This window comes from Brevundimonas sp. VNH65, from assembly GCF_049445955.1.
In the GTDB taxonomy this organism is placed as follows: domain Bacteria; phylum Pseudomonadota; class Alphaproteobacteria; order Caulobacterales; family Caulobacteraceae; genus Brevundimonas.
This window is the reverse complement of record NZ_JBMSDX010000011.1, coordinates 49,775-75,751: the sequence shown is the minus strand read 5'-3', so window position 1 is coordinate 75,751 and position 25,977 is coordinate 49,775. Positions and strand designations below refer to the sequence as shown.

Below are 25,977 nucleotides of genomic sequence, written 5' to 3'. Positions count from 1 at the left end.
GCAAAACTTTCCTGCCGTGCTCCGGTCGAGCTTGGCAAGTCCCTGATGCGTGGAGTGATCCGATGATGCAGCGCCGATCCTTTCTCAGCCTGACGGCCGCCGCCGCAGGGGTTTCGGCCCTGTCCGCCCTGCCGGTTCGCGCCCAGACGGCGCCGAACGCCGCGCGCGCGGCCTCGCCCGGCGGCGTTCTGACGGTGGAAGCGACCACCGACAATGATGGACGGCCGATGTATTCGGTCCATCGTCAGGGCCGCACGGTCGTCGAGGCGTCTAAACTGGGCTTCCTGCTGACCGACGCCCCGGCGCTGGAGCGGGGCCTGCGCCTGACCGCCACCCAGCCGGTCGCCTTTGACGAGACCTGGGAGCAGCCCTGGGGCGAGCGCCGCCTGATCCGTAACCACTACAACGAGTTCCGCGTCACCTATGCGGAGACGGGCGGCCTGGCCCGCCGGTTCGACGTGGTCTTCCGCCTTTATGACGACGGCCTGGGCTTCCGCTACGAATTCCCCGAACAGCCCGGCCTGACCACCGCCCGAATCGGTTCGGAGCTGACCGAATTCAACCTGGCCGAAAACGGCGAGGCCCTGTGGTGCCCCGCCTGGGAGTGGAACCGCGAGGAATACCTCTACAACCGCACGCCGATCGACGCAGTGGCCAACGCACAGACGCCGATGACGGTGAAAAGCCGTTCCGGCCTGCACGTCTCGATCCACGAGGCGGCCTGCGTCGACTATGCGGGCATGAACCTGCGCCGATCGGAGGGGACGAAGTTCCGCGCCCAGCTGACCCCCGGTCTGACCAACGCCGCCGTGGTCCGCACCCTGCCCTTCAACACGCCGTGGCGCACGCTGCAGATCGCCGACACCGGCGCCGGCCTGATCGAGTCCGGCCTGATCCTGAACCTGAACGAGCCCAACAAGCTGGGCGACGTCAGCTGGTTCAAGCCGATGAAATACGTCGGCGTCTGGTGGGAGATGCACCTGGAGCTGAAGAGCTGGAACTCGGGCCCCAAGCACGGAGCCACGACCGAGAACGCGATCAAACATATCGATTTCGCCGCGAAACACGGCTTCGGCGGGGTATTGGTCGAGGGCTGGAACAAGGGCTGGGACGGCCAGTGGTTCGCCAACGGCTCGGACTTCTCCTTCACCGAGGCCTATCCCGACTTCGACATCGAGGCCGTCTGCGCCCACGCCCGTTCGAAGGGCGTCCAGTTGATCGGCCACCACGAGACCGGCGGCAACGCCTTCGTCTATGAGCCGCAGCTGGAGGCGGCCATGGCCCTGTACGAACGGCTGGGCGTCCATTCGGTGAAGACCGGCTATGTCGCCGACGCGGGCGGCGCGCGCGTCGCCGGGCCCGACGGAAAGGTCGCCATGACCTGGCACGAAAGCCAGGCGATGGCCCAGCACCATATGAAGGTCGTCGAGGTCGCCGCCCGCCACAAGGTGGCCGTCAACGCCCACGAGCCGTTCAAGGACACCGGCCTGCGCCGCACCTATCCCAATATCATCAGCCGCGAAGGCCAGCGCGGCATGGAGTACTCGGCCTGGGGGAATCCCGGCAATCCGCCCGAGCACGAGAGCAATCTGGTGTTCACCCGTCTGCTGGCCGGTCCGATGGACTATACGCCCGGCATCTTCGGCATGGAGACGCGCAGCCCGGGCGGGGTCCAGACCACCTGGGCCAAGCAACTGGCCCTCTATGTGGTGATCTACAGCCCGATCCAGATGGCCGCCGACCTGCTGGTCAACTACGAGACCAACCCGGGGCCGTTCCAGTTCATCAAGGACGTGCCGGTCGACTGGGAGGAGACCCGGGTCCTCGCCGCCGAGCTGGGCGACCATGTCGTCATCGCCCGCAAGGAACGCGGCGGGGACGTCTGGGCCCTGGGCGCCATCACCGACGAGCACCCTCGCGTCCTGACCGCCGCCTTGTCCTTCCTCGATCCCGGCCGAACCTATCGCGCCGAGATCTATCGCGACGGTCCCGACGCCGACTATCGCGGCAAGCGCGAGTCGATCGTCATCGAGCAGAAGACCGTCACCTCGGCCGACGTCCTGACCCTGGCCCTCGCCCCCGGCGGCGGTCAGGCGATCCGCTTCGTTCCGACCGGAAGGGGCCGCCGAGGACAATGACGACTCGACCGTATCCAACGTCGCCGAATTCCTCACGAAACACGTCGTCGAATTCTCACGTCAGTATCTGCTCGCTTTCATCATCATTGCTCGCATTGGGGCGTCGCGGATGAGCCTGCTGTCCCACCGTCCGCGCCTGTCGCCGCTGGCGATCTGGAACATGTGCGTCGGCTTCTTCGGCATCCAGATCGGCTTCGGCCTGCAGAACGCCAACACCAGCCGCATCTTCCAGACCCTGGGCGCCGAGGTGGACTCGCTCGCCATCCTCTGGATCGCCGCGCCCCTGACGGGCCTGCTGGTCCAGCCGATCATCGGCCATTTCAGCGACAACACCTGGACGCCCCTGGGCCGCCGACGGCCCTATTTTCTGGTCGGGGCCATCCTGACGACCCTGGCCCTGATCGCCATGCCCAACAGCCCGTCGCTGTGGTTCGCCGCGGCCATGCTGTGGATCATGGACGCCTCGATCAACATCACCATGGAGCCGTTCCGCGCCTTTGTCGGCGACAACCTGCCCGAGGAGCAGCGCACCACCGGCTATGCGATGCAGAGCTTCTTCATCGGGGCCGGGGCCGTGTTCGCTTCCTGCCTGCCCTGGCTGCTGTCGAACGTCTTCAACGTGGCCTCGACGGCGGCGGACGGGGTCGTGCCCCTGTCGGTGAAGATCGCCTTCTACGTCGGCGCCTTCGGCATGTTCACGGCCGTGCTGTGGACCGTGCTGACGACGAGGGAGTACAGCCCTGAACAGATCGCCGCCTTCGAGCGGGCCCGCGCCACGACGCCCGAGGACGATGCGCCCGAACCACCCGCCCGGTCGGTGCGCGGCTGGATGGGGTCGGGTCTGGTCTGCGCGGCGCTGGGCGTGCTGGGCCTGGTCCTGATCGGCCTGTTCGATCTGGAGAAGGAGCTGCTGGTGCTGGCCGGCTTCTTCGTCGGCTTCGGCCTGCTGATGATCGCCGTGGGCATGATGCAGGGCCGGGGCCTGAGCAACGCCGCGACCGAGATTTTGAACGACATCTTCCGTATGCCGGAGACCATGCGTGGCCTCGCCGTCGTGCAGTTTTTCAGCTGGTTCGCCCTGTTCGCGATGTGGATCTACACCACCTCCGCCGTGACCGCCGTCCACTACGGCGCGACCGACACCACCTCGACCGCCTATGCGGCGGGCGCCGACTGGGTGGGCGTGCTGTTCGGCGTCTACAACGGGGTGGCGGCCCTGGCGGCCTTCGCCCTGCCACCGCTGGCGAAGCGGATCGGCAAGCGCGCGACCCACGCCCTGATGCTGGTTCTGGGCGCGCTCGGCCTGTTCGGGATATTCATGATCCGCGAGCCCGGCCTGCTGTGGCTGCCCATGATCGGGGTCGGCTTCGCCTGGGCCTCGATCGTCTCCATGCCCTACGCCATCCTCGCGGGGGCCGTGCCGGACCGGAAGATGGGCGTCTATATGGGCGTCTTCAACATTTTCATCGTGGTGCCGCAACTGCTGGCCGCGACCGTTCTGGGCCTGATCCTGAAGTCGCTCTTCGACGGCCAGGCCATCTGGGCCCTGGTGCTCGGCGCGGTCTCCTTCGTCCTCGCCGCGATGGCGGCGTTGCGGGTGAAGGAGACGGCATGAACCGGCGCACGCTTCTGGCCCTGGCGTCGGCGGGCCTGGCCCTTCCGGCCCTCGTGCGCGCCGCCGAACCTCCGAGGGGCCGGCTGGTCCGTCTTTCCGACGTGTCCTCGGCTAATGTGAAGCCGAGAAACGTCACGGTCTGGCTGCCGCCCGGCTACGACGTGTCGGATGACCGCTATCCGGTTCTCTACATGCACGACGGCCAGAACCTGTTCGAGGCCGAGACCGCCAACTTCGGCGAATGGGGCGTGGACGAACATCTGGAGCGGCTGATCGCGGGCGGTCAGGTCCGGGCGCCCATCGTGGTCGGGGTCTGGAACACCGACCTGCGCCTGCGCGAATACATCCCCGCCGACCTTCTGGCCGCCCTGGCCGACGACATGCGCGGAGAGGTGCAGTCCATCTATGGCGGGCCGGCCCTGTCGGACGGCTACATCCGCTTCCTGACGGAGGAACTGAAGCCCCGGATCGACGGCCGTTTCCGCACCCTGACCGGCCCCGCCGACACCATGATTTCCGGCTCCAGCATGGGCGGGCTGATCTCCATGTATGCGGTGATGAAGCGCCCCGACGTCTTCTCCGCCGCGGCCTGCCTGTCGACCCACTGGCCGCTGAAGGTCCAGGGTCTGGAGGCCGGGCCGCAGCTTGACGCCTGGCGAGAGCGGCTGGTCGCCGCCTGGACCGGGGTGATCGAGCGCGGCCTGCCGGCGCCGAACGCCCACCGCTTCTACTTCGACCGAGGCGACGAGACGCTGGACGGCTTCTACGCCGAGTTCCAGACCGATGTGGACGCCGCCTTCCGCCGCACCGGCTATGGCCCGGACCGCTTCACCAGCCTGGTCTTCCCGGGCGCCCAGCACAATGAGGCGTCGTGGAACAGCCGTCTCGACGTTCCCCTGACCTTCCTTCTGAACCCGACCCGTATCCCCGCGTAGAGAGGCCGACCATGACCCTCAAGATCCGCCCGAGCCTGAAGCTCGCCGCCTCGGCTGCCGTCTCGGCCCTCGCCCTGACCGCCTGCGCCACGACCGAGGTCGCGCCGCCCGTCGCCGCCGCGCCGACCGTCCAGACCTCGGCCGTCGCCCCCGGCGCGCCTGGAGCCGCCACCTTCTGGGCCAGCGCGGCCAAGACCGGGGCCGGGTCGTCCTACGAGGCCTATGTGAACGGCCGCTACGCCGACGGCGGCCCGACGGGCGCGGTGTCGACGGTCTGGTTCTCGCTGGCCGACGGCGTCCTGACCGAGACCATGTACGGCCTTATCCATGAGGCCCAGATCAAGGATCTGCGTTTTGTCATGGCGTCGGAAGCCGGCCTGTCGGTCGAGGGCGAGAACACAACGGCCCGCACGGAGTATCTGCACGTGGACGCGCAGGGGCGGCCGCTGTCGCCCGCCTATCGCGTGGCCACGACCGACGACGCGGGTCGCTATGAGATGGTCAAACAGGTCTTCACCGACCCGGACCGCAACGCCCTGATCCTGCGGGTGACGGTCAAGGCTCTGAGCGGCGAGGTGACCCCCTATCTGGTCCTCGAACCGCACATGGCCAACACCGGCGGCGGCGACCGGGCCCAGGCGTCGGCGAACGTCCTGACCGCTTCGGAGGGGAACGTCCATCTGGCGCTTCGGCCCAGCGCGCCGTTCCAGACGGCCAGCGCCGGCTTCCTCGGCGCCTCTGACGGTCTGACGGACCTGAAGGCGAACGGCCGACTGACCAACGCCTACGCCTCGACCGGGGAGACGCCCGGCGCGGTCGTCCTGACCGGCGCCCTGCCGGCCGTCGCGGCGGGCCAGAGCCTGACCCGCGACTTCGTCATCGGCTTCGGCCACAGCCGCGCTGAGGCGGAAGGCGCCGCCGACGCCAGCTTCACCACCGGCCTCGACGAGGTGCTCGGCCGCTTCAACGGCGAGGGCGAACGCGTCGGCTGGGAGGACTATATCGCCACCCTCGATCAGCTGCCGCGCATGGCGGATCAGGCGATGGACGGCGGCAAGCTGGCCTATGCCTCGGCCCTGATGCTGAAGGTGCAGGAGGACCGCACCCACGCCGGCGCCCTGATCGCAAGCCTGTCCAACCCCTGGGGCGAGACGGTGGACGCCTCGAAACCCTCGACCGGCTACAAGGCCGTCTGGCCGCGCGACTTCTATCAGGTGGCCATGGCCATGCTGGCCCTGGGCGATGAACAGACGCCCGCCGCCGCCTTCCGCTACCTGCCCCAGGTTCAGGTCCGCGCCGATACGTCCGGCAATACGGGCGCGACCGGCTGGTTCCTGCAAAAGACCCATGTCGATGGAGAGGTCGAATGGGTGGGGGTCCAGCTGGACCAGACCGCCATGCCCATCATGTTGGGCTGGAAGCTGTGGAAGGCCGGCGTCGTCTCCGACACCGAGATGGCGACCGCGTATCGTCAGATGATCAAGCCCGCCGCCGACTTCCTGGTGGACGGCGGCAAGGTCGGCATCCTTTGGAACGACGCCACGATCACCCCGCCCTACACCCAGCAGGAGCGGTGGGAGGAACAGGACGGCCATTCGCCCTCGACCACCGCCGCCGTGATCTCCGGCCTGGTCACCGCCGCCGACATCGCCCGCGCCTCCGGCGATGCGGCCTCGGCCGACCGCTATCTGGCCGCCGCCGACGACTATGCCGGAAAGATCGAACAGCGGATGTTCACCACCGAGGGCGCGCTCGGCGACGGTCGCTATTTCATGCGTCTGTCCAAGACCGAGAACCCCAACAGCGACGCCCGCATGGGCGACAACAACGGCCAGCCCGGCCAGCCCCAGGACAAGGTCGTCGACGGCGGCTTCCTGGAGCTGGTGCGTTACGGCGTGCGGGCGCCGGACGCCCCCTCGATCCTCGCCACCCTGCCGGAATACGACGATCAGTCCTTCCCGGACCTTTTCCGGGTGCGCTACGATTTCGGCCCGGCGGGCGACACCACGCCCGGCTGGCGTCGATACGGCGTGGACGGCTATGGCGAGGATCACGTCACGGGCGCCAACTACGGCGTCGGCGGCGTGATGGCGCCCGGCCAGCGCGGCCGGGTCTGGCCCTTCTTCACCGGCGAGCGCGGCCACTATGAGCTGGCGGCCGGGACCGACATCCAGACCCTGCGCCGCACCTACGTGCGAGGCATGGAGCGGTTCGTCGCCGACGGCCTGATGCTGCCGGAGCAGGCCTGGGACGGCGTCGGAAATCCAACCCCCCGCAACTATCGCCTGGGCCAACCCACGGACTCCGCCACGCCCCTGGCCTGGACCCATGCGGAATATCTGAAGCTGCTGCGCTCGATCGCGGACCGTCAGGTCTGGGACCGCTACGCCCCGGTCGAGGCCCGTTACGCCCGCAAGCCCTGACCGGCCGTCAACCTCTCCGTCAGCGCCTGGAAGAGCTCCAGCGTCCGGGCGCTGACATGGTGCTCCATGCCTTCGGCGTCGGCCTCGGCGGTGAGTTCGTCCAGGCCCAGCGCGATGAGGAAATCATGGACGATCCGGTGGCGCTCGCGCGAGGCCGCCGCCATCGCCTTGCCGGTCTCGGTCAGGAACAGGGCGCGATACGGGCGACCGTCCACCAGCCCCTCGCGCCGGAGCCGCGCCACGACCTTGGCCGCCGTGGCGTGGCTGACGCCCAGATTCTCGGCCAGGTCGGTCAGCCGCGCCTCGCCCAACTCGGCGATGAGGTCGCCGATCAGCTCGACATAGTCCTCGGCCATCTCGGTGGAATGGGCGTCACGCATGCGCTGGAAGGCGGCGGCGCGCCGGGCGGGGCCGGTCGGGGCGTTCACGGCGAGGTCTCCGGGAGGTGGAAAGGCGAACCTAGCTCATCCCGGCGGGGGTTTCATCCTGAGCGACCGCCGAACTTCACCTTCATCGCCACCACCGTCGCGGCCATGAGGAAGGCGGCCGCATTCGACGTGATCAGCGGCCAGGCCGAGGTCAGGACTCCATAGGCCACCCAAAGGGCGAAGGCGGTCAGGGTCAGGCTGTAGGTCTTCAACGACACGGCGTCGGCGTCACGCTCACGCCAGATCTTGATCGTCTGGGGCGCGAAGCTGGCGATCGAGGCCAGGGCCGCCGCCGTGCCCACGACTGTCGGCCAAACCTCGCTCACTTGCCGCCCCGGCGGCCGGCGCCGGTCCGGGTGGGCGACTTTCTGACCTCTGCGGGCTGTTCGGCCTGGACCGCCTCGGCGCGGGCGCCGGGCTTGCCCCTGATCGCCCGCGCGGGCTTGCCGTCGTGCACCTCGATGCCGCGCTTCTCGACCTCATCGAGGATGCGCGCCAGTTCCTCATCTGTCAGATGCTCGATGCCGATGAACCGCGCGTCGGCCCGTCGCGTGGCGTAGATCAGCTCGTCCAGCTTGGCCTGCATCGCTGCGCCGTCGCGGTTCTGGGTGTTCTGGATCAGGAACACCATCAGGAAGGTGATGATGGCCGTGCCGGTGTTGATCACCAGCTGCCAGGTCTCGTTGAACCCGAAGATCGGCCCCGTCACGGCCCAGACCAGAACGATGCCCACGCAGGCGATGAAGGTCCACGGCTTGCCCGCCACCTTGGCCGTCAGGGTCGCGAAGCGGATGAACAGCTTTTCCATTCCGGCGGAACGGCCACGCTTGCCGCGGGTTCCGCCGCGCCCGACCGCCGGTCAGTCCCTGTCCGGCGCCCCCAGCGGGAAATAGTGACGGAACCGTCGGGCCTCCTCGACCGCCCGGGCGAACGACGGCCGCTGCAGCAGGCGCGCCCGATAGGCCCGCAGGTGTTCGAACCGATCCGGGATCGCATGGGTCCAGTCGGCGTAGAACAGCGACGGGGCCGCGGCGCAGTCGGCCAGGGTGAAATCGTCTCCCGCCGCCCAGATGCGGTCCTTCATCCGTCCGTCCAGCCAGTCGTAGCTGACGTCCAGCATCCGGCGCGCCTCCTCGACTCCATAAGCATCGCGACTTTCCGCCGGGCGCAGGGCGTCGAACACGAACTTGCCCTGGGGCGTCATGATATAGTTGTCGAACACCCGGTCCATCATCCGCGCCTCGATCGCCAGTTCGGGATCATCCGGGATCAATCGGACCGGGCCGGGATGATGGAGTTGCAGATATTCAATGATGGCGCTGGTCTCCATCACCACCCGCCCGTTCTCGCGAAGGATCGGAAACCGTTTCATCGGCCACAGCCGGGCCAGTTCCTCGCCGACGCCGGGATCCTCGATCATGCGCCAGGTGAAGGCAACGTCGTTTTCGTACAGGGCGATCAGGACCTTCTGGCAATAGGACGAGAAGGGATGGGCGAACAGTTCGACGGTCATGCGAAGGCCGACGTCGCGCGCCCCTCCGCCGTCGCGACCAGGTTGTCGACATGCCAGGTCGTGCCGTGTTCGCGCCCCCGGACCGCCTCCACCCCGCCGGTGAAATAGGACCCCTGTTCGGTGTGGATCAGGCGCACGCCGTCGCCTTCGGACCGCAGCTCGATCGTCTGCAGGGACACCGACAGCTTCACCTCGTCGTGGAACAGGTCATAGACCAGCACGATCCGCTCGTTCTCGACGATGTCGTGGTAGACGGCCTGAAAGTCCGTGATCAGTCCGCCCGGCCAACGGGCGTGAAACCGCTCCCTGCCGCCGACGCGAAAGTCGAAGTCGCGGGCCAGGGTTTCGCAGTCCGTCGGCGCCTTGAACCAGGCGCTCTTGGCTTCAAGACTCGTATAGGCGGCGAACACCCGCGCGGGCGTGGCCTTGACCACCCGTTCGATGGTGAATGTGGCGTTGGTGACGGTCATGTCCGGCCCTCCTCCGGGGCGGTGCGGGCCAGATAGGCCTCGAGGTTGTCGTACTGCTGCTCCCAGAACCGACGTCGTTCGGCGACCCAGCGCTCAACCTGGGTCATGGCGGCGACGTCGAGCGTGCAGGTGCGCACCCGCCCCGTCTTCTCGCTGGTGACCAGCCCCGCCTCCTCCAGCACCTTCAGATGCTGGACCACGGCCGACAGGGTCATGGGCAGGGGGGCGGCCAGTTCGCTGACCGTGGCTGGCCCCCGGCTCAAACGCTCGACCATGGCGCGCCGTCCCGGATCGGACAGGGCCTGGAAGGCGAGATCGAGAGGCTGACCTTGATACTGTAGCATTGACTTAAGTATTTAGCCGCAACGCCGGCCTGTCAACCGCCGGTCGTCTCGCCGCAGCGCGCGAAAGGGGGATGACGGCCGCGGGCGGCGCCGCTAGCGTCCGGCGCCATGAAAACCGTCCTGCTCGCATCCCTGCTTTCCGCCGTCGCCGGCGCCGCCCTGGCCCAGACGTCTTCGGCCGCCGATCCCGCCGTCCTGACGCCCGAGCGCGTGTTCGCCGATCCGGCCCTGAACGGCCCCGTGGCCCAGGGGGTCAGCCTGTCGCCGGACGGCGAACTGGTGGCCTTCCTTCGCGCCCGGCCCGACGATGTGCAGGTGCTGGACCTGTGGGCCGCCCCGACCGGCGCAGGCGAGCCGTTCAAGCTGATCGACGCCCGCGCCCTGGTTCCCGACGCCGGCGAGCTGTCGGAGGCCGAGAAGGCCCGGCGCGAGCGGATGCGCATCTCCCAGCGGGGGGTGGTCGAATATTCGTGGGACGAACAGGGCCGCTACATCCTGGCTCCGCTGGAGGGCGACATCTTCCTGGCCGCGCGCGCCGACGGAACCGTCCGCCGCCTGACCGAGACCGCGGGCGACGAGATCGACGCCAAGGTCAGCCCCAAGGGCAATTTCGTCTCCTTCGTCCGCGACCAGAACCTTTACATCCTCGATCTGGCGACCGGGGCGGAGACCGCCGTCACGACCGACGGCAAGGACCTGATCACCTGGGGCGCGGCGGAGTTCATCGCCCAGGAGGAACTGGATCGCGACACGGGCTACTGGTGGAGCCCGGACGAGGCCTATGTCGCCCTGCAACGCACCGATGAATCGACCGTGGACGTCATTCCGCGACTGGACATCACCGGCGGCGGGGCCTCGACGATCCAGCAACGATATCCGCGCGCCGGGCGGCCCAACGCCGTGGTCGAACTGTATGTGCAGGACAGGGCGGCCGGAACGCGGGTCAAGGTCGATCTGGGATCCAATCCCGACATCTATCTAGCGCGGGTGAACTGGGCCTCGGACGGCAAGACGCTCTATGTCCAGCGCCTGAGCCGCGATCAGAAGACGCTGGACCTGCTGGCCGTCGATCCGGCCACGGGCGCGGCCCGTGTGATCGCGACCCAGACCTCGGACGCCTGGGTTCCTCTGACCCACGACTTCAAGGCACTGAAGTCCGGCGACTTCATCTGGTCGACCGAGGAGACCGGCTGGCGTCACCTCTATCTCTACAACCGCGACGGCCGCCGCCTGCGGGCGATCACGCGCGGCGACTTTCCGGTCAAAGGGCTGAACGGGGTCAACGAGGCGACCGGCGATGTCTTCTTCACCGCGTCGATGCGCGACGACAAGGAACTGCCGATCGAGCAGCAGATGTTCCGGGCCTCGCTTCGCCGCACGGTCGCGCCCGCCGCCGTCACGCCCGCCGGCGGCTGGTGGGGCGCGACGATGAACCGGACGGCCACCGCCTATGTCGGCAACTACAGCGACCTGAACACCCCGCCCCAGTCGGGCCTCTATCGCGCCGACGGGACCTTCGTGCGCTGGATCGAACGGAACGAACTGAAGGACGGTCACCCCTTCTGGCACTATGTCTCGCGCCGCCAGACCCCGACCTTCGGGACGCTGGACAGCCATGGCGAGACCCTCGTCTGGCAGATGACCACCCCGCCCGGTTTCGATCCGTCGAAGACCTATCCCGTCGTCATGCAGGTCTATGGCGGTCCGTCGGGCGGCGGTGTGAAGAAGGGCTGGCAACCGGCCACGACCCAACTGCTGAACGAGGCCGGCTACATCGTCTTCCGCCTCGACAACCGGGGCGAGGGCGACCGCTCGGCGGCCTTCAAACAGGCGCTGTACCTGAAGATGGGCCAGCCCGAGATCGAGGATCAGGTGCTGGGCGCGAACTATCTGCGCAGCCTGCCTTATGTCGACGGCGACCGTATCGCCATGATGGGCTGGTCCTACGGCGGCTTCATGAGCCTGATGGCCCTGACCGAGCCGAAGATGGGACTGGCCTCCGCCATCGCCGGCGCCCCTCCCACCGAATGGGGCCTGTACGACACCGCCTACACTGAACGCTATATGTCCACGCCCCAGGACAATGTCGAAGGTTACGCCGCGTCGGACGTCATTCCGCGCCTGCCCAACCTGACCGGACGGCTGCTGCTGATGCACGGCATGGCCGACGACAACGTCATCCTGGAGAACTCCACCCGCGTCATCGACGCCTTACAGGCCCGTTCGACCCCGTTCGAACTGATGCTGTGGCCCGGCCAGCGCCACGGCGTGCGCGGCAACGCCCGCCAGCTGATGCAGTGGCGCACCTATCTGGATTTCCTGGATCGGACGATCGGCGAACGGTCGCACTGAGGGCGGATGACGCCAAAGGATCATCGAAATGACTGTCCGAAGCCGCTGTAATCCGATCCTCATCGCCTTGGCATGGCTGATCGCCGCCCCGACGGCCGTCCTGGCCCAGAACAGCGACACGCCTCAGGTCGTCGTGTCCCGCGAACCTATCTCGCGACAGGCGCTGGAGCGATGCAGCCCGCTTCGGCGCGTCCCAAATCCGGCTCCCGAGGGCTATTTCGCCCTGGTCGAAAAGTGCCTGCTGGACGCCGAAGGCTCGCGTTCGGTGCTGCGCTGGACGAGTAGCGCCGACTATGCGGCGTCCCCGCCCGACGCCCGCCCGATCTTCCTGAAGGACAATATCGAGACCCGCGACATGCCGACGACGGCCGGATCGCTGGCCCTGGCCGACAACGCCCCCGGCAGGGACGCCCCGATCGCCGCCCGACTGCGCGAGGCCGGCTACGTCATCCTCGGCAAGACCAATCTATCGGAATGGGCCAATATCCGGTCGTCTAACTCGATCAGCGGCTGGAGCGCGGTCGGTGGTCTGACGCCCAATCCCTATGACCCGGCGCGCACCGCCTGCGGATCGTCCTCGGGCAGCGCCGTCGCCGTTGCCGTCGGCCTGACCCCCGTCGCCATCGGCACCGAGACCAACGGATCGATCACCTGCCCGGCCTCGGCCAACGGCGTCGTCGGCTTCAAGCCCACCGTCGGACTGGTCAGCCGCACCCATATCGTGCCCATCAGCCGTTCCCAGGACACCGCCGGCCCCATGGCCGCGACCGTGTCGGACGCCGCCGCCGCCCTGACCGCCATCGCCGGAAGCGACCCCGCCGACCCGGTGACGACGGAGGCCGATGCGCGCAAGGTCGATTATGTCGCCGCCCTCGACGCCAATGGCCTGAACGGCGTCCGCATCGGCGTCATGCGGTTCGCGCGCGGCTATTCCGCCGAGACCCAGGCCGTGTTCGAGGAGAATCTGACGAAGCTGCGCGAAGCCGGCGCCGTCCTGATCGACATCACCGAAGGCCCCGATCTACAGACCATCGGTCGCCAGTCCTTCCAGGTGCTGATGTATGAGCTGAAGGCCGATCTGAACGCCTATCTGGCCTCGACCGATTCGGCGCAGGTCAAAACCCGCACCCTGGCCGACGTCATCGCCTTCAACGCCGCCACACCCGCAGAGACCGTGCTGTTCGGCCAGGAACTGTTCGAGATGGCCGAGGCCAAGGGCGATCTGACCACGCCCGAATATGTCGAGGCCCGCGCGACCTCATTCCGCCTCGCCGGACCCGAGGGCATCGACCGGCTGATGCGCGAACACTCTGTGGTCGCCCTTATCGCGCCGACCACCTCGCGCGCCTGGACGAACGACCGCGATGACGACGACCGGGCCCAGGGCTCGACCTCGACGATCGCCGCCGTCGCCGGCTATCCGCACCTGACCGTGCCGATGGGTTTCGATCGGGGCATGCCCGTCGGGATCAGCTTCATCGGCGGCAAGTGGGACGACGCCCGCATCCTGTCGCTGGGTTACGCCTTTGAACAGAAGACCCGCGCCCGACGGGCGCCGCCGGGAGCGATCCCGGCCACCTGAGGCGGCGGGGGCGATCCGGCCCCTTTCGCAACCGGGCGGCGATGCCTATTAGGCAGGGCGATGACCGACGCCTCCCCACAAGTCGCCGCCAAACCCTCGCCCTTCCATTCGCTGGAGGTGGTCTGGGTCAAGCATTGGACGGATCAGCTGTTCAGCTTCCGGGTCGCCCGGCCCGAGGATTTCCGCTTCCGCTCCGGCGAGTTCGTGATGATCGGCCTGCCCGACCCCGAAGGCGGCAAGCCGGTCCTGCGCGCCTATTCCATCGCCAGCCCGGCCTGGGACGAAGAGCTGGAGTTCTTCTCCATCAAGGTCCCGGACGGCCCCCTGACCTCGCGCCTGCAGAAGATCCAGCCCGGCGACCAGGTTCTGATGGGCAAGAAGCCGACGGGGACACTCGTCCTTGACGCCCTCACCGGCGGCGAGCGGCTGTGGCTGATCGGGACCGGCACCGGTCTGGCGCCCTGGCTGTCGGTGGCGCGCGATCCGGACACCTATTCGCGGTTCAATCAGGTGATCGTCTGCCACACGGTGCGCAACGTCGCCGACCTGGCCTACCGCGACTTCTTCGCCCATGGCGTCCATGAGGACCCGCTGGTCGGGGACGAGGCGAAGGCCCAGCTAGTCTACTATCCCACCGTGACGCGCGAACGGTTCGAGACACCGGGCCGGATCACGGACCGCATCCGTTCCGGTGACGTCTTCGCCGACCTGGGCCTGCCGATCGGCTTTTCGCCCAACACCGATCGCGTGATGCTGTGCGGCTCCATGGCCATGATCAAGGAGACGGGCGAACTGCTGGAAACCTATGGCCTGAAGGAAGGCTCGAACGCCGAACCCGGCGATTATGTGCTGGAGCGCGCCTTTGTCGGATAATGTGACGATCGACCCGCGCCCGACGCCCGAGGCCTGCAGTTCCATGGCCGAGGTGCGCCAGGGCGTCGACGCCCTGGACAGGGCCCTGGTGACCCTGCTGGCCGAGCGCCAGCGCTATATGGACGCCGCCGCCCGCATCAAGCCTGACCGCGACGCCGTCCATGATCAGGCCCGCATCGAAGACGTCGTCGCCAAGGTCCTGGCCGCCGCCGGCCCCGCCGGTCTGTCGCCCGACATCGCCGAGCCGGTCTGGCGCACCCTGATCGACCGCTGCATCGCCCACGAGTTCGGCGTCTACGACCGGACGCGCGGCTAACCCTTCAGCCCCCTCAGCATCAGCTCATGCCGCCAAGCCGCGACGTCAGCCAGGGCGGCGTCCAGCGCTGTGCGGACGTGGTCGAGGGCGGCCGGGGCCACAGCCTTCCCGGCGCTTTCCGCCGCCTGACAGACCTCGGCCAGTTCGCCCGCGCCGATGCCGGCCGCCGCGCCGCGCAGCGTATGCACGGCGTCGCGCCACCCCTCGGCGCGCACGTCCAGCATGGGCGACCACATGGCCGCCTGCTGGACGAACAGACCCAGGACCTCTTCCGAGATGGCGTCGTCGCCGCCGGTCATGCGGTCCAGCACGGTGAAGTCCACCGCGCCGGACAGGTCGCGCCGGGCCACTACTCCGGCGCCTTGCCCAGGACCGCGTTCTTCGACGACCAGACGAAGTAGATCACCAGGCCGATCGCGTTCCAGATCAGGAAGCCCCACTGGGTCACGGGCTTCAGGCTGAGGAAGAAGATCACGCAGCCGACCACGGTGATCAGGGCCACCAACGGCCACAGCGGAGCCTTGAACTTCCGCTCGCGTCCCGGTTCGCGCAGCCGCAGGATCGTCAGGCAGACCCCCACGGCGCAGAAAGCCGCCAGAGTTCCCGCATTGGCCAGGGACGCCAGTTCGTCCAGCGGCAGCAGACCCGCCAGGATCGCCACCACCACGGCCGTGAAGATCGTCACCGCGGCCGGCACGCCGCGCGACGAGATCTTCGCCAGACGCTGGGGCAGCAGACCATCGCGCGCCATGCCCAGGAAGATGCGGCTCTGACCGAACAGGAAGGCCAGCAGCACTGTCGGCAGGGCGATCACCGCCGAGGCCGCGATCCACTGGGCCGCCGTGCCCTGGCCCAGTTCGCGCAGGATGTGCGCCAGGGGCTCGCCGCTGTCGGCGAACTGCCCCACCGGCATCGCCCCGATCGCGGCGGCGGCCACCACCATATAGAGGGCCGTGCAGATCAACATTGAGCCGACGATGCCGATGGCCAGGTCGCGCTCGGGCTTCTTGGTCTCCTCGGCCGCCGTCGAGATGGCGTCGAAGCCGTAGAAGGCGAAGAAGATGATCGCCGCCGCCGCCATCACCCCGGTCTGGACGAAGGGCGCGCCGAAGCCGTTGGGCATGAAGGGGGTGAAGTGCTCGGTCTTGAACGCCGGAAGGGCGATGGCCACGAAGACGATCAGGGCCAGGATCTTGATGACCACCAGCACGGCGTTCAGCGTCGCGCTCTCCTTGGTGCCGAGCAAAAGCAGCCCCGTCACCACGGCGATGATGAACACCGCCGGCAGGTTGATGACCCCTCCGGCGTGCGGGCCCGCCGTCAGGGCCTGGGGCAGGGCCAGGCTCATGCCGCCGAGGTCCAGTCCGTTGAGGAATCCGACCGCATAGCCGGACCAGCCGACGGCCACGGCCGAGACCACCAGCGAATATTCCAGGATCAGACTCCAGCCCACGATCCAGGCCAGAAGCTCGCCCAGAACCGCATAGGAATAGGTGTAGGCGCTGCCCGCCGCCGGCATCATCGTCGACAGCTCGGCATAGGCCAGGGCCGCGCAGGCGCAGACAAGCCCCGCCAGGCCGAACGAGATCAGCACCGCCGGCCCGGCCAGCCCCGCCCCGACCCCGATCAGGGTCAGGATGCCGGTGCCGACGATGGCTCCGACGCCCAGCGCCAGCAGATGCGGCCAGCTGAGCGTGGCCTTCAGCCGCTCGCCGCCCCCATGCCCGCCGACCATGGCGTCGATCGATTTGCGCCGCTGCCAAAAGGCCATGCGTCTTTCCCCTCGCTTGGGAATCCCTCCGATTCCGAGCGCGACCTTAGCGCGCAGTCGGCGCCATTTGAAACCATGGGCTTGCATCACACCGCCCGACCCGTTACATGCCCGCTCCTTCGCTGATCCCGATCCGGGACAGGCGGAGTTGGCGCGGCCCTTGCAGGACCCCGCCCAGACGATCGGTTCGGGTGATTAGCTCAGTTGGTAGAGCAGCTGACTCTTAATCAGCGGGTCGTAGGTTCGAACCCTACATCACCCACCATCGTCCTCCCTCTGGAACAATAGGTCCGCCAAGTTAGGCCGCGCGCGATCAGCGCATCGCCATCCAGGTCACAAGCGCGCAGATGATCAGGATCGCCGTGGCGATCGGGATCATCGAGCCGGTCTTGCGCCAGCGCCGCTTGCGAGGTCTCGCCATTCGCCGAAGTTAGGGTGCGCGGCCGCGGGCGGGAAGGCCGGGGCGGCCGCGCGTCGTGATCACATCTCGATCACATGCCGCCAGTCGTGGATGTCGGCGCCGACGCCGCGCTGCAGGCCGGTCAGTTTTTCACGCAGGCGCCGGGTGACCGGACCGTCCTGGCCGTCGGCGATCTGCTGCGTGCCGCCGGTGAAGCGGATCTCGCCGATGGCGGCGACCACGGCGGCGGTGCCGCAGGCGAAGACTTCCTTCAGCCGGCCGGACGCCGCATCGGCCTTCCAGTCGTCGAAGCTGTAGTTGGCCTCCTCGACCTGCAGACCCTCGTCGCGGGCCAGGGCCAGGATGGAATCGCGGGTGATGCCGGGCAGGATGGTGCCCAGGGGCGGGGTCCGGACCGAGCCGTCGTCGAACACGAAGAAGACGTTCATCCCGCCCAGTTCCTCGACCCAGCGATGCTCGGCCGCGTCGAGGAAGACCACCTGGTCGCAGCCGTTCTTCACCGCCTGGGCCTGGGCCACCAGGCTGGCGGCGTAGTTGCCGCCGCACTTGGCCGCGCCCGTGCCGCCCGGCGCCGCGCGGGTATAGTCGTCCGACACCCAGACCTTCACCGGCTTGGCCCCGCCCTTGAAATAGGCGCCGGCCGGCGAGGCGATGACGCAGAACAGGTACTCATTGGACGGACGAACACCGAGGAAGGCCTCGGTCGAGATCATGAACGGACGCAGGTACAGGCTGCCCTCGCCGTCCGGGATCCAGTCGCGATCGACGCGGACCAGTTCCTCGATGGCGCCGATGAAGTCGGCTTCGGGCAGGGTCGGCATGGCCAGACGTTCGGCCGAGGCGTTGAACCGGCGCGCATTCTCCAGCGGGCGGAACAGGGTCACGGCGTTGCCTGCGCCGCGATAGGCCTTCATGCCCTCGAAGATTTCCTGGGCGTAGTGCAGCACGCTGGCGGCCGGATCGATCTGGAACGGCTTGCGCGGTTCGATCCTGGCGTCGTGCCAGCCCTTTTCAGACGTCCACTTGATGGTCGCCATGTGGTCGGTGAACACGCGGCCGAAACCGGGATCCTGCATGAGGCGCGCGCGCTCTTCGGCAGAGGTCGGATCGGGGTGCGGAACATGGTTCACGGCGAGACTCCTTCGGACGCTACGTCGATGTGGTGCTTCTAACGCGCCGCAGCGAGAGAGGCGACCGTCAGGGGAGGATTTTCTTGCCTGACAGGCCGATTCGTCGGTCAAATTGGCGCTGATGCCTGCTGGTCGCGCGCAAACCACCCCGATCCCGGCCCAATGGACTGCGAATGCGCCCTAGCCGAAGGCGCGCCGGATCTTCAGTCCCACATAGGGGCCAAACGACTGGCGCCGCGTCTCGATCAGAGCCACCGATGAGACATCGCGGGGTCCGGCGTAGAGGGTGCGGTCCAGCCGGTAGCCGCGTCCGGTCAGGTTTTCCGCCTCAAGGGTCAGGACCCAGGCTCCGCGCGGCTTCCATTCGACGAAGGCCGACCACCAGGGTTCGGTTTCCTCCTCCGACACCTCGTCGAACCGGTATTCGCGATAGGGCGAACCGAAATAGGCCGACATCCCCCATTTCAGCCCCCTTGCCGGCAGATCCTGTGTGAACTCGGCCTCGGCCTCGAACGGATTGTAGCCGCTCATGCGCCGACGCTCGCCGGTGGTGGGATCGGTCGCTTCGGTATGGGCGAACTCCACGAAAGTCTTCAGCAGACCGCCCGGCACGCCCAGGCGCGACAGGGGCAGGGCGATCCGCACCTGGGCGACGCTGCGCTCGGCGTCGCCGATATTGCCCGGCGCGTCGAACACGCCCGAGGGCGAGGACACCGGCACGCGATCGATCGCATCCTCGATCGCCTCGTGGAACACCGTCAGGGTCACCGCTCCCTCGCCCCAGAAGCGCGTCTCATGGACCGCCTCGACTACCCATTTGGCGGCCGGCCACAGGTCGGCGTTGCCGGCCGAGACCTGGCCCGTGTCCAGGCTGGCGGAGGTGATGAAGTCGCCGAAATCGAGCTGGCCGACTTCCCGTTCGATCCTCAGGCGCCATTCGCGGGAAGACTCCGGCGTCCAGACCAGATTCAGGCGCGGCTTGGCGTAGGTCAGGGTCCGGGCGGCGGCGCCCTGTCCGTCCTGGCGCAGTTCGGACGTCTCGACCCGCAGACCGGCCTCAAGCGACCAGCGCCCCGAGGGTCGCCAGGCAGCGGAGGTCATCAGTTCGGCACGGCGCTCTTCGACGCGGACATCCGACGCCGGCAGGTCGACCACGACGCCGTCCTCCTCTGCCCGGGCCTCGCCTTCGCGCCAGTTGAACGCCCCCTCGACTGCGCCCTCGATCGTCAGTCTGGGCGACAGGACGCGCGACAGGCTGATCCGACCCACGCTCTCACCGGCGGTCTCCTCGCTGTCGAACCGTTCGCGTCCGCCCGCGCTCTGGGCGCTTGAGGCCACCGTTTCGTCACCCAGACGCTGCAGGCCGATGACCTCGACCTTGCCCCAGGCGGTCGGCCGCTCCCAGGAGGCGCCGAGTTCCGCCTCCCGGTCCTCTTCGGTCTCGTCGACGACGGACAGGCCGGGACCGGGATGGCGCAACCGGTCCTCGAGCGACCAGTCATAGCGTTCGGCAAGGACCAGCCCGTTGGCCGACAGGGTCCCGCCCGCCAGGGGCTGACGCCAGGCGGCCGACAGCCGTCCGCCTTCGCCTCCGCCGGTCTGGTCGGCCTGGCTGGCGCGAACCAGATCGCCCGCCGCGTCGCGGCGTTCGCGCCGTCCGTCGCCCGCGTCTTCATCGACATAGCGATAGAGTTCGCCGGACGCCTCGATCCGTCGATCGCCGGACAGGCTGCGGCTCAGCTCCAGGCCGGTCTCCCAGGCCCAGCGGCCATCGTCGTGCCGCTCTGTCCCTGCGTTGAACGCCCCCTCGATCGCGCCGCCCTGACGTCGCACGATATTGGCCACGACCGGCAGCCCCTGCATGTCGACGCCCGGCGCCCCGGCCCGGATCACCTCGATCCGCAGAACCTGGCCGGCCGGAATGCGACGGATCAGGCTCTCAAGGTCCTCGGTCTTGCTGGCGGGCCTGCGTCCGTCGATCAGGACGTTGCCCTGGGCCCCTGACAGACCGCGCACGTCGCCGCCGGCGTCGAAGACGAAGCCGGGCAGGCGCGCGACCATGTCCAGGGCCGTCGTCGGCTGTCCGGCGGCGAAGAACTCGGCCGGATACGTCGTTCGCCCTTCGGTCGCGGTCTGGGCGATCGCCGGACCGGCCAGCACGACAGCCGCCAGTCCGGCGGCCGTCGCCGCCCACTTCACCGATCCCGCCATCGCCGCCTCCCGTTATTGCGAGACCTTCTCAACAACGGGAGGCGATTTGGCAATGGCGCCGCTGGAAGACGGCCTGCGGCCTATCGCGCGGGGGCCGAGGCGCGCGGCGGCGCGTTCTTCACGTGTTGATCCAGCCAGCGCACCGTTTCCCACAGGGTGTGGCCGACCGACTCGCGGGCGCGATAGCCGTGCGCTTCCAGCGGCAGGACGACATAGCGGACCGTCGCCCCATTGCCCTTCAGCGCCGCATAGAACCGTTCCGACTGGACCGGGAAGGTGCCGGAGTTATCGTCGTCCTGACCGTGGATCAGCAGGATCGGCTCGTTCACCTTGTCGGCGAAGGCGAAGGGCGACATCTCGTAGTAGGTCTCGGGCGCCTGCCAATAGGTGCGCTGCTCGGCCTGGAAGCCGAACGGCGTCAGGGTGCGGTTATAGGCGCCGGAACGCGCCACACCGGTGCGGAAAAGGTCGGTGTGCGCCAGCAGGTTCGCCGTCATGAAGGCGCCGTAGGAATGGCCTCCCACGGCGATCTTGTCCGGATCGGCCACGCCGCGATCGACTACGGCTTTCACCGCCGCCTCGGCGCTCATCTTCAACTGCTCGATGTAGGTGTCGTTCGGCTCAGCCCCGTCACGCCCGATGATGGGCATGGTCGGGTTGTCCAGCACCGCGTAGCCCTGGGTCAGCAGGAACAGATGGCTTGAGCCGCCCGGACGCACGAAGCGGTTGTCGGTGTCCACCACCTGACCGGCCACGGCGGCGTCGGTGAATTCGGCCGGATAGGCCCACATCACCAGCGGCAGCGGCCCGTCGCGATCCTTGTCATAGCCCTCGGGCAGATAAAGCGTGCCCGACAGCTGCACCCCGTCGGCGCGGGTGTAGGCGATCAGCTCGCGCGACACATTGGCCAGCTGCGGCGCCGGATCCGGGAAATCGGTCAGGGCCGTGGTCGCGCCGGTCGTCCGATCCCGGATCATCAGGTTCGGCGGCTCCAGCTTGGTTTCGCGCCGCGTCAGCAGCCGGCGGCCCGCCGGATCGAGCAGGCCGACCACCGTCTCGTATTCGCCGGGCGCCGATGTCCACAGCCGCTCGCTCGTCCCCGTCGCCAGATCGAGGGCCCCGATGAACGGATAGGAGCCGGCCCGGGTCGCGCCGGAGCCTTCCATCAGCACATGGCCGGCCTCGGTGAACTGCATCACATACCGGCCCTTTTCATTGGGCTCGGTCAGGGGCGAGCCCGGATCGTTGTAGCGGTCCTGATAGTTGCGCTCGATCAGCACGCGACCCTGACCCGGCTGCGAGGGGTTCACCACGAACCGTGTTTCGTGACGGGTGTTGAACCAGCGACTGTTGACGATGGCGACCTGGTCATTGCCCCAGTTCACCCCGCCGAACCGTTCCTTGAGGTCGATCAGGGTCGTCGGCTGACCGGTGAAGGGGGCCGGCAGCATGAAGACACGGTCGCGCACCTCGGACGGACGGCGAGAATCTCCACCGTCCTGGGCCTCGGCCCAGACCAGCACGGCGTCCGCGTCGGCTCGCCATTGAACCGAACGCGGGCCCGGCGCGACGGCGTCGAAAGGCGGCGGGATATTGTCGCGCAGCGGCAGGTCCGCCACCTGATGCACGACCCGGCCCGTCAGGTCGGTGACCGTCACCTCGGTCGGGAACAGGCCGGCGGGCGTGGCGTAGCTGTATGGCCGCTTGACGCGGGTCTGCAACAGATAGCGGCCGTCCGGCGAGGAAGAGGCGCCCAGGATCACGCCCGGCGCGCCCACGTTGCGCACCGGCCCGCTCAGCGGCGCGATCACCAGCTGCGAGGTGAAATAGTGGTCGAACAGGGCCTCGTCGCCCGCGTCAGACAACAGATCCTGATAGGTCCGCACCGGGGCGGCCCGGCCCTGGGTCTCTTCCACGATCGGGCCGGCCGGGGTGCGGTTGATCACCGGGGCGGCGCCGCGTCCGGCGGGCGTCAGCCGAACTGCGAGGCCCGACCCGTCAGGCAGCCAGGAATAGCCGGAGCCGCTCGCGGCGTTGACCCGGGCGTCCGTCAGCTTGCGGGCGCGAGCCGTGGCGACGTCCACAACCCACAGCTCCAGCCCCTCGGGCCGGTCCAGCAGCAGGGCGATGCTCTTGTTGTCCGGCGACCACGACGGCGACAGGAACCGGGCGTCCGCAGGCAGGGCCACGGTGCGCGCGGCGCCGCCCTCGATCGACCGCAGGCTCAGCCCGGTCAGCCAGGCCGCCCGGCTGTTGGCCGGGCCGTTGTTGCGCGGGTTGATGCGGTACCCGGCCAGCTTCAGCATCGGCTCGGCCAACTCGGCGATCGGCGGCAGGTTGCTGCGTTCGAACAGGGCCAAGGTCTTGCGGTCGGGGCTGACGCTGGGCGTGGGCGTCGGGGCGGCGTCCAGAATCGCCGGGATCGGGGCTGGCGGCTGTTCATAGACGGGCGCTGCGGCGTTCTGGGCCCAGGCCTCAGCTCCGGCGGGAGCGATCAGCCCCGCGGCCAGAGCCAAGGCGAAAGCGGCCGGCGCCGCGCGGCGATAGGAATGACTACGCATATCGAATACCCCGGATAATCCCCACCGCCGAACACGCGGCGGGGGAAGCTAGGAGGCGAGCGACACCGGGGTCAAGTCCGCGCCAACCCGCCGCAGGCCCGGGGACTTGAGCGGGCTCGACCGACTTCACATCTTCGCCTCAGACCCAATGTCGGGTCAGATCGTGACGGATGACCGTGAACAGTCTGAAGACCTTTTCCCTGCTGGCCCTGCTGACCGCCCTGTTCAGCGGCATCGGCTATCTGATCGGCGGCGCCGGCGGCATGATGATCGCCCTGGTCCTGGCCGGCGGCATGAACCTTTTCAGCTACTGGAACGCCGACAAGCTGGTGCTGAAGATGTACCGGGCCGAACTGGTGGACGAGACCCACCCTGACCCCCGCGTCCGCGCCTATGTGGTCGACACCCTCGACATGGCCAAGCGGGCGGGCATGCCGCGTCCGCGCGTCGCCATCATCCCGGGCGACCAGCCCAACGCCTTCGCCACCGGGCGCAACCCCGAGACCGGCGTGGTCTGCGCCACCGAGGGCCTGCTCGGCATGCTCAACCGGGACGAGGTGCGCGGCGTGATGGCCCATGAACTGGCCCACATCAAGAACCGCGACACCCTGACCATGACGGTCACGGCCACCATCGCCGGCGCCATCGCCGCCCTGGCCAACTTCGCGATCTTCTTCGGCGGGAACCGCGATGAGGAAGAGGGCGGCGGCGGCCTGGGCCTGATCGGCTCTCTGGCGCTGATGATCCTCGCCCCCATGGCCGCCGGTCTGGTGCAGATGGCCATCAGCCGTGCGCGGGAGTACGAGGCCGACAAGACCGGCGCCGAGATCGCGGGCGACCCGCAGGCCCTGGCTTCGGCCCTGCAGAAGATCGACGCCTATGCGCGCGGCGCCCTGAACGTCCCGGCCGAGCGCAATCCGGCCACGGCTCACATGTTCATCATCAACCCGCTGAACGGGCGCGGCGCCGACAACCTGTTCTCCACCCACCCGGCCACCCATAACCGCATCGCAGCCCTGATGAAGCTGCCGGGCGTCCGTGATCCGCGCCGACTGGCGGTTCCCCAGACGACCGCCGCCTCGACCGGCGTGCCGGTGACCGACGCGCCGCCGCGCAATCCGGGCCCGTGGGCCTGACCCCTCGGACCTGAATTCCCGGGCCTGACCTTTCGCCGCGCCGCTTGATCTTCGCGGCGCGGCGCGGCATCAGACGGACCTCACCTCGGACCCGCCCCGCCTGTCGGGAGACGGGTGGCTATCCCGGCCGCCGATCCGCCGGGAAACCGGGCCGCGCAGACGGCCCCATCCGTTGAAGTCTCCATGTCCGTCATCGCCTCCGCGCGCCAGCAATGGCTCGCCTCCCCCCGCCGCGACCTGCTGGCGGGGACCGTCGTCGCCCTGGCCCTGATTCCCGAGGCCATCGCCTTTTCCCTGATCGCCGGGGTCGACCCGGCCGTCGGCCTCTACGCCAGCGTGGTCATCGCCGTGACCATCGCCTTCGCGGGCGGCCGTCCCGCCATGATCTCCGCCGCCACCGGGGCCATGGCCCTGCTGATGGTCACCCTCGTGCGCGACCACGGCCTGGAATACCTGTTCGCCGCCTCCATCCTTTGCGGCCTCATCCAGATCGCCGTCGGCCTGCTGAAGCTGGGCCGCTACATCCGCTTCGTCAGCCGCAGCGTCATGACCGGCTTCGTCAACTCGCTGGCCATCCTGATCTTCCTGGCCCAGATGCCTGAACTTATAGGCCGGGGCTGGCAGACATACGCGCTCGTCGCCGCAGGGCTGGCGATCATCTACGGCCTGCCGCGCCTGACGAGGGCCGTGCCCTCGGCCCTCGTCGCCATCGTGATGATCAGCGCCTTCATCATGTTCACGGGCGTCGACGTTCGCACCGTCGGAGACATGGGTCAGCTGCCCACCACCCTGCCGATGTTCCACCTGCCGGCCGTCCCCCTGACCTGGGAGACGCTGACGATCATCGCACCCGTGTCCTTCACCCTGGCCTTCGTCGGCCTGCTGGAAAGCCTGCTGACCGCCAATCTGATCGACGACGTCACCGACACGGCCTCGGACAAGGATCGCGAGACGCGCGGTCAGGGGATCGCCAACATCCTGTCGCCCCTGTTCGGCGGCATGGCCGGCTGCGCCATGATCGGCCAGTCGATGATCAACGTGACCTCCGGCGCGCGCGGCCGTCTGTCGACCCTGTGGGCCGGCGTCCTGCTGCTGATCCTGATCCTGGCGCTACGAGACTGGGTCGCCCGGATCCCCATGGCCGCCCTCGTGGCCGTCATGATCATGGTCTCGATCGGCACCTTCGACTGGAAGTCGGTGCTGAACATCCGCTCAACGCCCTTCCAGTCGTCCGTCGTCATGATCGCCACCACCGTCACCGTGGTCGTGACCCACGACCTGTCAAAGGGGGTGGTGCTGGGCGTGGTGCTGTCGGCGATCTTCTTCATGCGCAAGGTCGGCAAGACCGTCGTGGTCGAAGACCTCGAGACGCCCGAGGACGGCGTGCTGCGCTACCGCGTCACCGGCAATCTGTTCTTCGCCTCGGCCGACGTCTTCGCCGCCGCCTTCGAGCATCACGGCCATCCGACGCGCGTTGAGATCGACATGTCCGGCGCTCATCTCTGGGACCTGACCGGCTCGGCAGCCCTGGACAAGGTCGTCTTTCGCTATCGCCGCCAGGGCGCGGAGGTTCAGGTCATCGGCATGAACGCGGCCGCCCGCACCCTGGTGGATCGGGTCGGCCGGTTCGAGAAACAGCACCTGCCCGACGGTGCCGGCGCGCACTGAGGCCGAGCGCGGCGCCCCACTTCGGGGAAGCCGCGTACAATCGGCCGCCCCTTATGACGCGGCGCGGCAGAATGCGCGCTGGCGCACGGA

At 68.4% G+C, this 25,977-nt stretch carries 21 protein-coding genes, 1 tRNA gene and 1 other annotated feature; of the genes, 11 read left to right on the top strand and 11 right to left on the bottom strand.

Annotated features, from left to right (window positions below):
- Positions 1–65: 65 nt before the first annotated feature.
- The 4 genes from ACO2Q1_RS15230 (at position 66) to ACO2Q1_RS15215 (ending at position 7,111) form a co-directional block, all read left to right on the top strand.
- A complete protein-coding gene (locus ACO2Q1_RS15230; RefSeq protein ID WP_423330336.1) occupies positions 66–2,138 on the top strand; it encodes a glycoside hydrolase family 97 protein in 2,073 nt (690 codons plus the stop codon).
- 109 nt (positions 2,139–2,247) lie between these two features.
- The gene (locus ACO2Q1_RS15225; protein ID WP_423330335.1) at positions 2,248–3,753 is read left to right on the top strand and encodes an MFS transporter; all 1,506 of its coding nucleotides are present in this window, start codon (positions 2,248–2,250) and stop codon (positions 3,751–3,753) included.
- Positions 3,750–4,688, top strand: coding sequence for an alpha/beta hydrolase (locus ACO2Q1_RS15220; RefSeq protein ID WP_423330334.1), 939 nt, complete (start codon positions 3,750–3,752; stop codon positions 4,686–4,688). The genes ACO2Q1_RS15225 and ACO2Q1_RS15220 overlap by 4 nt, the downstream gene beginning before the upstream one ends.
- 11 nt (positions 4,689–4,699) lie before the next feature.
- Positions 4,700–7,111: a glucan 1,4-alpha-glucosidase gene (locus ACO2Q1_RS15215; protein WP_423330333.1), complete on the top strand. Its 2,412-nt coding sequence runs from the start codon at positions 4,700–4,702 to the stop codon at positions 7,109–7,111.
- On the opposite strand, the gene mntR is transcribed toward ACO2Q1_RS15215, so the two are convergent.
- The 6 genes from mntR to ACO2Q1_RS15185 are packed head-to-tail and all read right to left on the bottom strand — an operon-like array spanning position 7,093 to position 9,866.
- A complete protein-coding gene (gene mntR, locus ACO2Q1_RS15210) occupies positions 7,093–7,539 on the bottom strand; it encodes a manganese-binding transcriptional regulator MntR (protein ID WP_423330332.1) in 447 nt (148 codons plus the stop codon). The two genes, ACO2Q1_RS15215 and mntR, sit on opposite strands and share 19 nt — an antisense overlap.
- 53 nt (positions 7,540–7,592) lie before the next feature.
- Positions 7,593–7,865, bottom strand: coding sequence for a SemiSWEET family sugar transporter (locus tag ACO2Q1_RS15205; RefSeq protein WP_423330331.1), 273 nt, complete (start codon positions 7,863–7,865; stop codon positions 7,593–7,595).
- On the bottom strand, positions 7,862–8,347 hold the full coding sequence (locus ACO2Q1_RS15200) for a low affinity iron permease family protein (RefSeq protein ID WP_423330330.1): 486 nt from the start codon (positions 8,345–8,347) through the stop codon (positions 7,862–7,864). The genes ACO2Q1_RS15205 and ACO2Q1_RS15200 overlap by 4 nt, the downstream gene beginning before the upstream one ends.
- Before the next feature lie 51 nt (positions 8,348–8,398).
- Entirely contained in the window at positions 8,399–9,052 is a 654-nt protein-coding gene (locus ACO2Q1_RS15195) for a glutathione S-transferase family protein (protein WP_423330329.1), read from the bottom strand.
- Positions 9,049–9,522 carry an SRPBCC domain-containing protein gene (locus ACO2Q1_RS15190; protein ID WP_423330328.1) on the bottom strand — a complete coding sequence of 158 codons (474 nt, stop codon included), beginning with the start codon at positions 9,520–9,522 and terminating at the stop codon, positions 9,049–9,051. The genes ACO2Q1_RS15195 and ACO2Q1_RS15190 overlap by 4 nt, the downstream gene beginning before the upstream one ends.
- Positions 9,519–9,866, bottom strand: coding sequence for an ArsR/SmtB family transcription factor (locus ACO2Q1_RS15185; protein ID WP_423330327.1), 348 nt, complete (start codon positions 9,864–9,866; stop codon positions 9,519–9,521). Before ACO2Q1_RS15185 ends, ACO2Q1_RS15190 begins: the two co-directional genes overlap by 4 nt.
- A 108-nt stretch (positions 9,867–9,974) precedes the next feature.
- Between ACO2Q1_RS15185 and ACO2Q1_RS15180 the strand changes: the two genes are divergently transcribed.
- The 4 genes from ACO2Q1_RS15180 to ACO2Q1_RS15165 are packed head-to-tail and all read left to right on the top strand — an operon-like array spanning position 9,975 to position 14,989.
- Positions 9,975–12,218 (top strand): DPP IV N-terminal domain-containing protein, encoded by a 2,244-nt coding sequence (locus tag ACO2Q1_RS15180; protein ID WP_423330326.1) that lies wholly within the window; start codon positions 9,975–9,977, stop codon positions 12,216–12,218.
- Positions 12,219–12,246: 28 nt separating this feature from the next.
- On the top strand, positions 12,247–13,800 hold the full coding sequence (locus ACO2Q1_RS15175; protein ID WP_423330325.1) for an amidase: 1,554 nt from the start codon (positions 12,247–12,249) through the stop codon (positions 13,798–13,800).
- Positions 13,801–13,860: 60 nt separating this feature from the next.
- A complete protein-coding gene (locus tag ACO2Q1_RS15170) occupies positions 13,861–14,673 on the top strand; it encodes a ferredoxin--NADP reductase (protein WP_423330324.1) in 813 nt (270 codons plus the stop codon).
- The gene (locus tag ACO2Q1_RS15165) at positions 14,645–14,989 is read left to right on the top strand and encodes a chorismate mutase (protein WP_423330323.1); all 345 of its coding nucleotides are present in this window, start codon (positions 14,645–14,647) and stop codon (positions 14,987–14,989) included. The genes ACO2Q1_RS15170 and ACO2Q1_RS15165 overlap by 29 nt, the downstream gene beginning before the upstream one ends.
- Here ACO2Q1_RS15165 and ACO2Q1_RS15160 read toward each other — a convergent pair.
- Together ACO2Q1_RS15160 and ACO2Q1_RS15155 are read right to left on the bottom strand one after the other, a co-directional pair.
- Positions 14,986–15,339, bottom strand: coding sequence for an Hpt domain-containing protein (locus ACO2Q1_RS15160; RefSeq protein ID WP_423330322.1), 354 nt, complete (start codon positions 15,337–15,339; stop codon positions 14,986–14,988). The two genes, ACO2Q1_RS15165 and ACO2Q1_RS15160, sit on opposite strands and share 4 nt — an antisense overlap.
- Positions 15,339–16,760 (bottom strand): amino acid permease, encoded by a 1,422-nt coding sequence (locus tag ACO2Q1_RS15155; protein WP_423330321.1) that lies wholly within the window; start codon positions 16,758–16,760, stop codon positions 15,339–15,341. The genes ACO2Q1_RS15160 and ACO2Q1_RS15155 overlap by 1 nt, the downstream gene beginning before the upstream one ends.
- Before the next feature lie 189 nt (positions 16,761–16,949).
- Between ACO2Q1_RS15155 and ACO2Q1_RS15150 the strand changes: the two genes are divergently transcribed.
- Positions 16,950–17,025 (top strand) — tRNA-Lys (locus ACO2Q1_RS15150).
- Between the two features lie 215 nt (positions 17,026–17,240).
- On the opposite strand, the gene ACO2Q1_RS15145 is transcribed toward ACO2Q1_RS15150, so the two are convergent.
- The 3 genes from ACO2Q1_RS15145 to ACO2Q1_RS15135 all read right to left on the bottom strand — a co-directional run bounded on the left by ACO2Q1_RS15145 (position 17,241) and on the right by ACO2Q1_RS15135 (position 23,083).
- Positions 17,241–18,311, bottom strand: a complete 1,071-nt coding sequence (locus ACO2Q1_RS15145) for a branched-chain amino acid aminotransferase (RefSeq protein ID WP_423330320.1) — start codon at positions 18,309–18,311, stop codon at positions 17,241–17,243.
- Between the two features lie 180 nt (positions 18,312–18,491).
- Complete coding sequence (locus tag ACO2Q1_RS15140) at positions 18,492–20,522, bottom strand: TonB-dependent receptor plug domain-containing protein (protein WP_423330319.1); 2,031 nt, start codon at positions 20,520–20,522, stop codon at positions 18,492–18,494.
- A gap of 80 nt (positions 20,523–20,602) precedes the next feature.
- A complete protein-coding gene (locus ACO2Q1_RS15135; protein ID WP_423330318.1) occupies positions 20,603–23,083 on the bottom strand; it encodes a prolyl oligopeptidase family serine peptidase in 2,481 nt (826 codons plus the stop codon).
- Between the two features lie 176 nt (positions 23,084–23,259).
- Here ACO2Q1_RS15135 and htpX point away from each other — a divergent pair, with 176 nt between their 5' ends.
- Positions 23,260–24,219, top strand: coding sequence for a zinc metalloprotease HtpX (gene htpX, locus ACO2Q1_RS15130; RefSeq protein ID WP_423330378.1), 960 nt, complete (start codon positions 23,260–23,262; stop codon positions 24,217–24,219).
- Positions 24,220–24,303: 84 nt separating this feature from the next.
- Positions 24,304–24,367: a sequence feature (sul1 is cis-regulatory element that is thought to sense ions involved in sulfur or methionine metabolism; They are found in Alphaproteobacteria), on the top strand.
- Between the two features lie 35 nt (positions 24,368–24,402).
- Complete coding sequence (locus ACO2Q1_RS15125) at positions 24,403–25,887, top strand: SulP family inorganic anion transporter (protein ID WP_423330317.1); 1,485 nt, start codon at positions 24,403–24,405, stop codon at positions 25,885–25,887.
- The last annotated feature ends 90 nt before the right edge of the window (positions 25,888–25,977 follow it).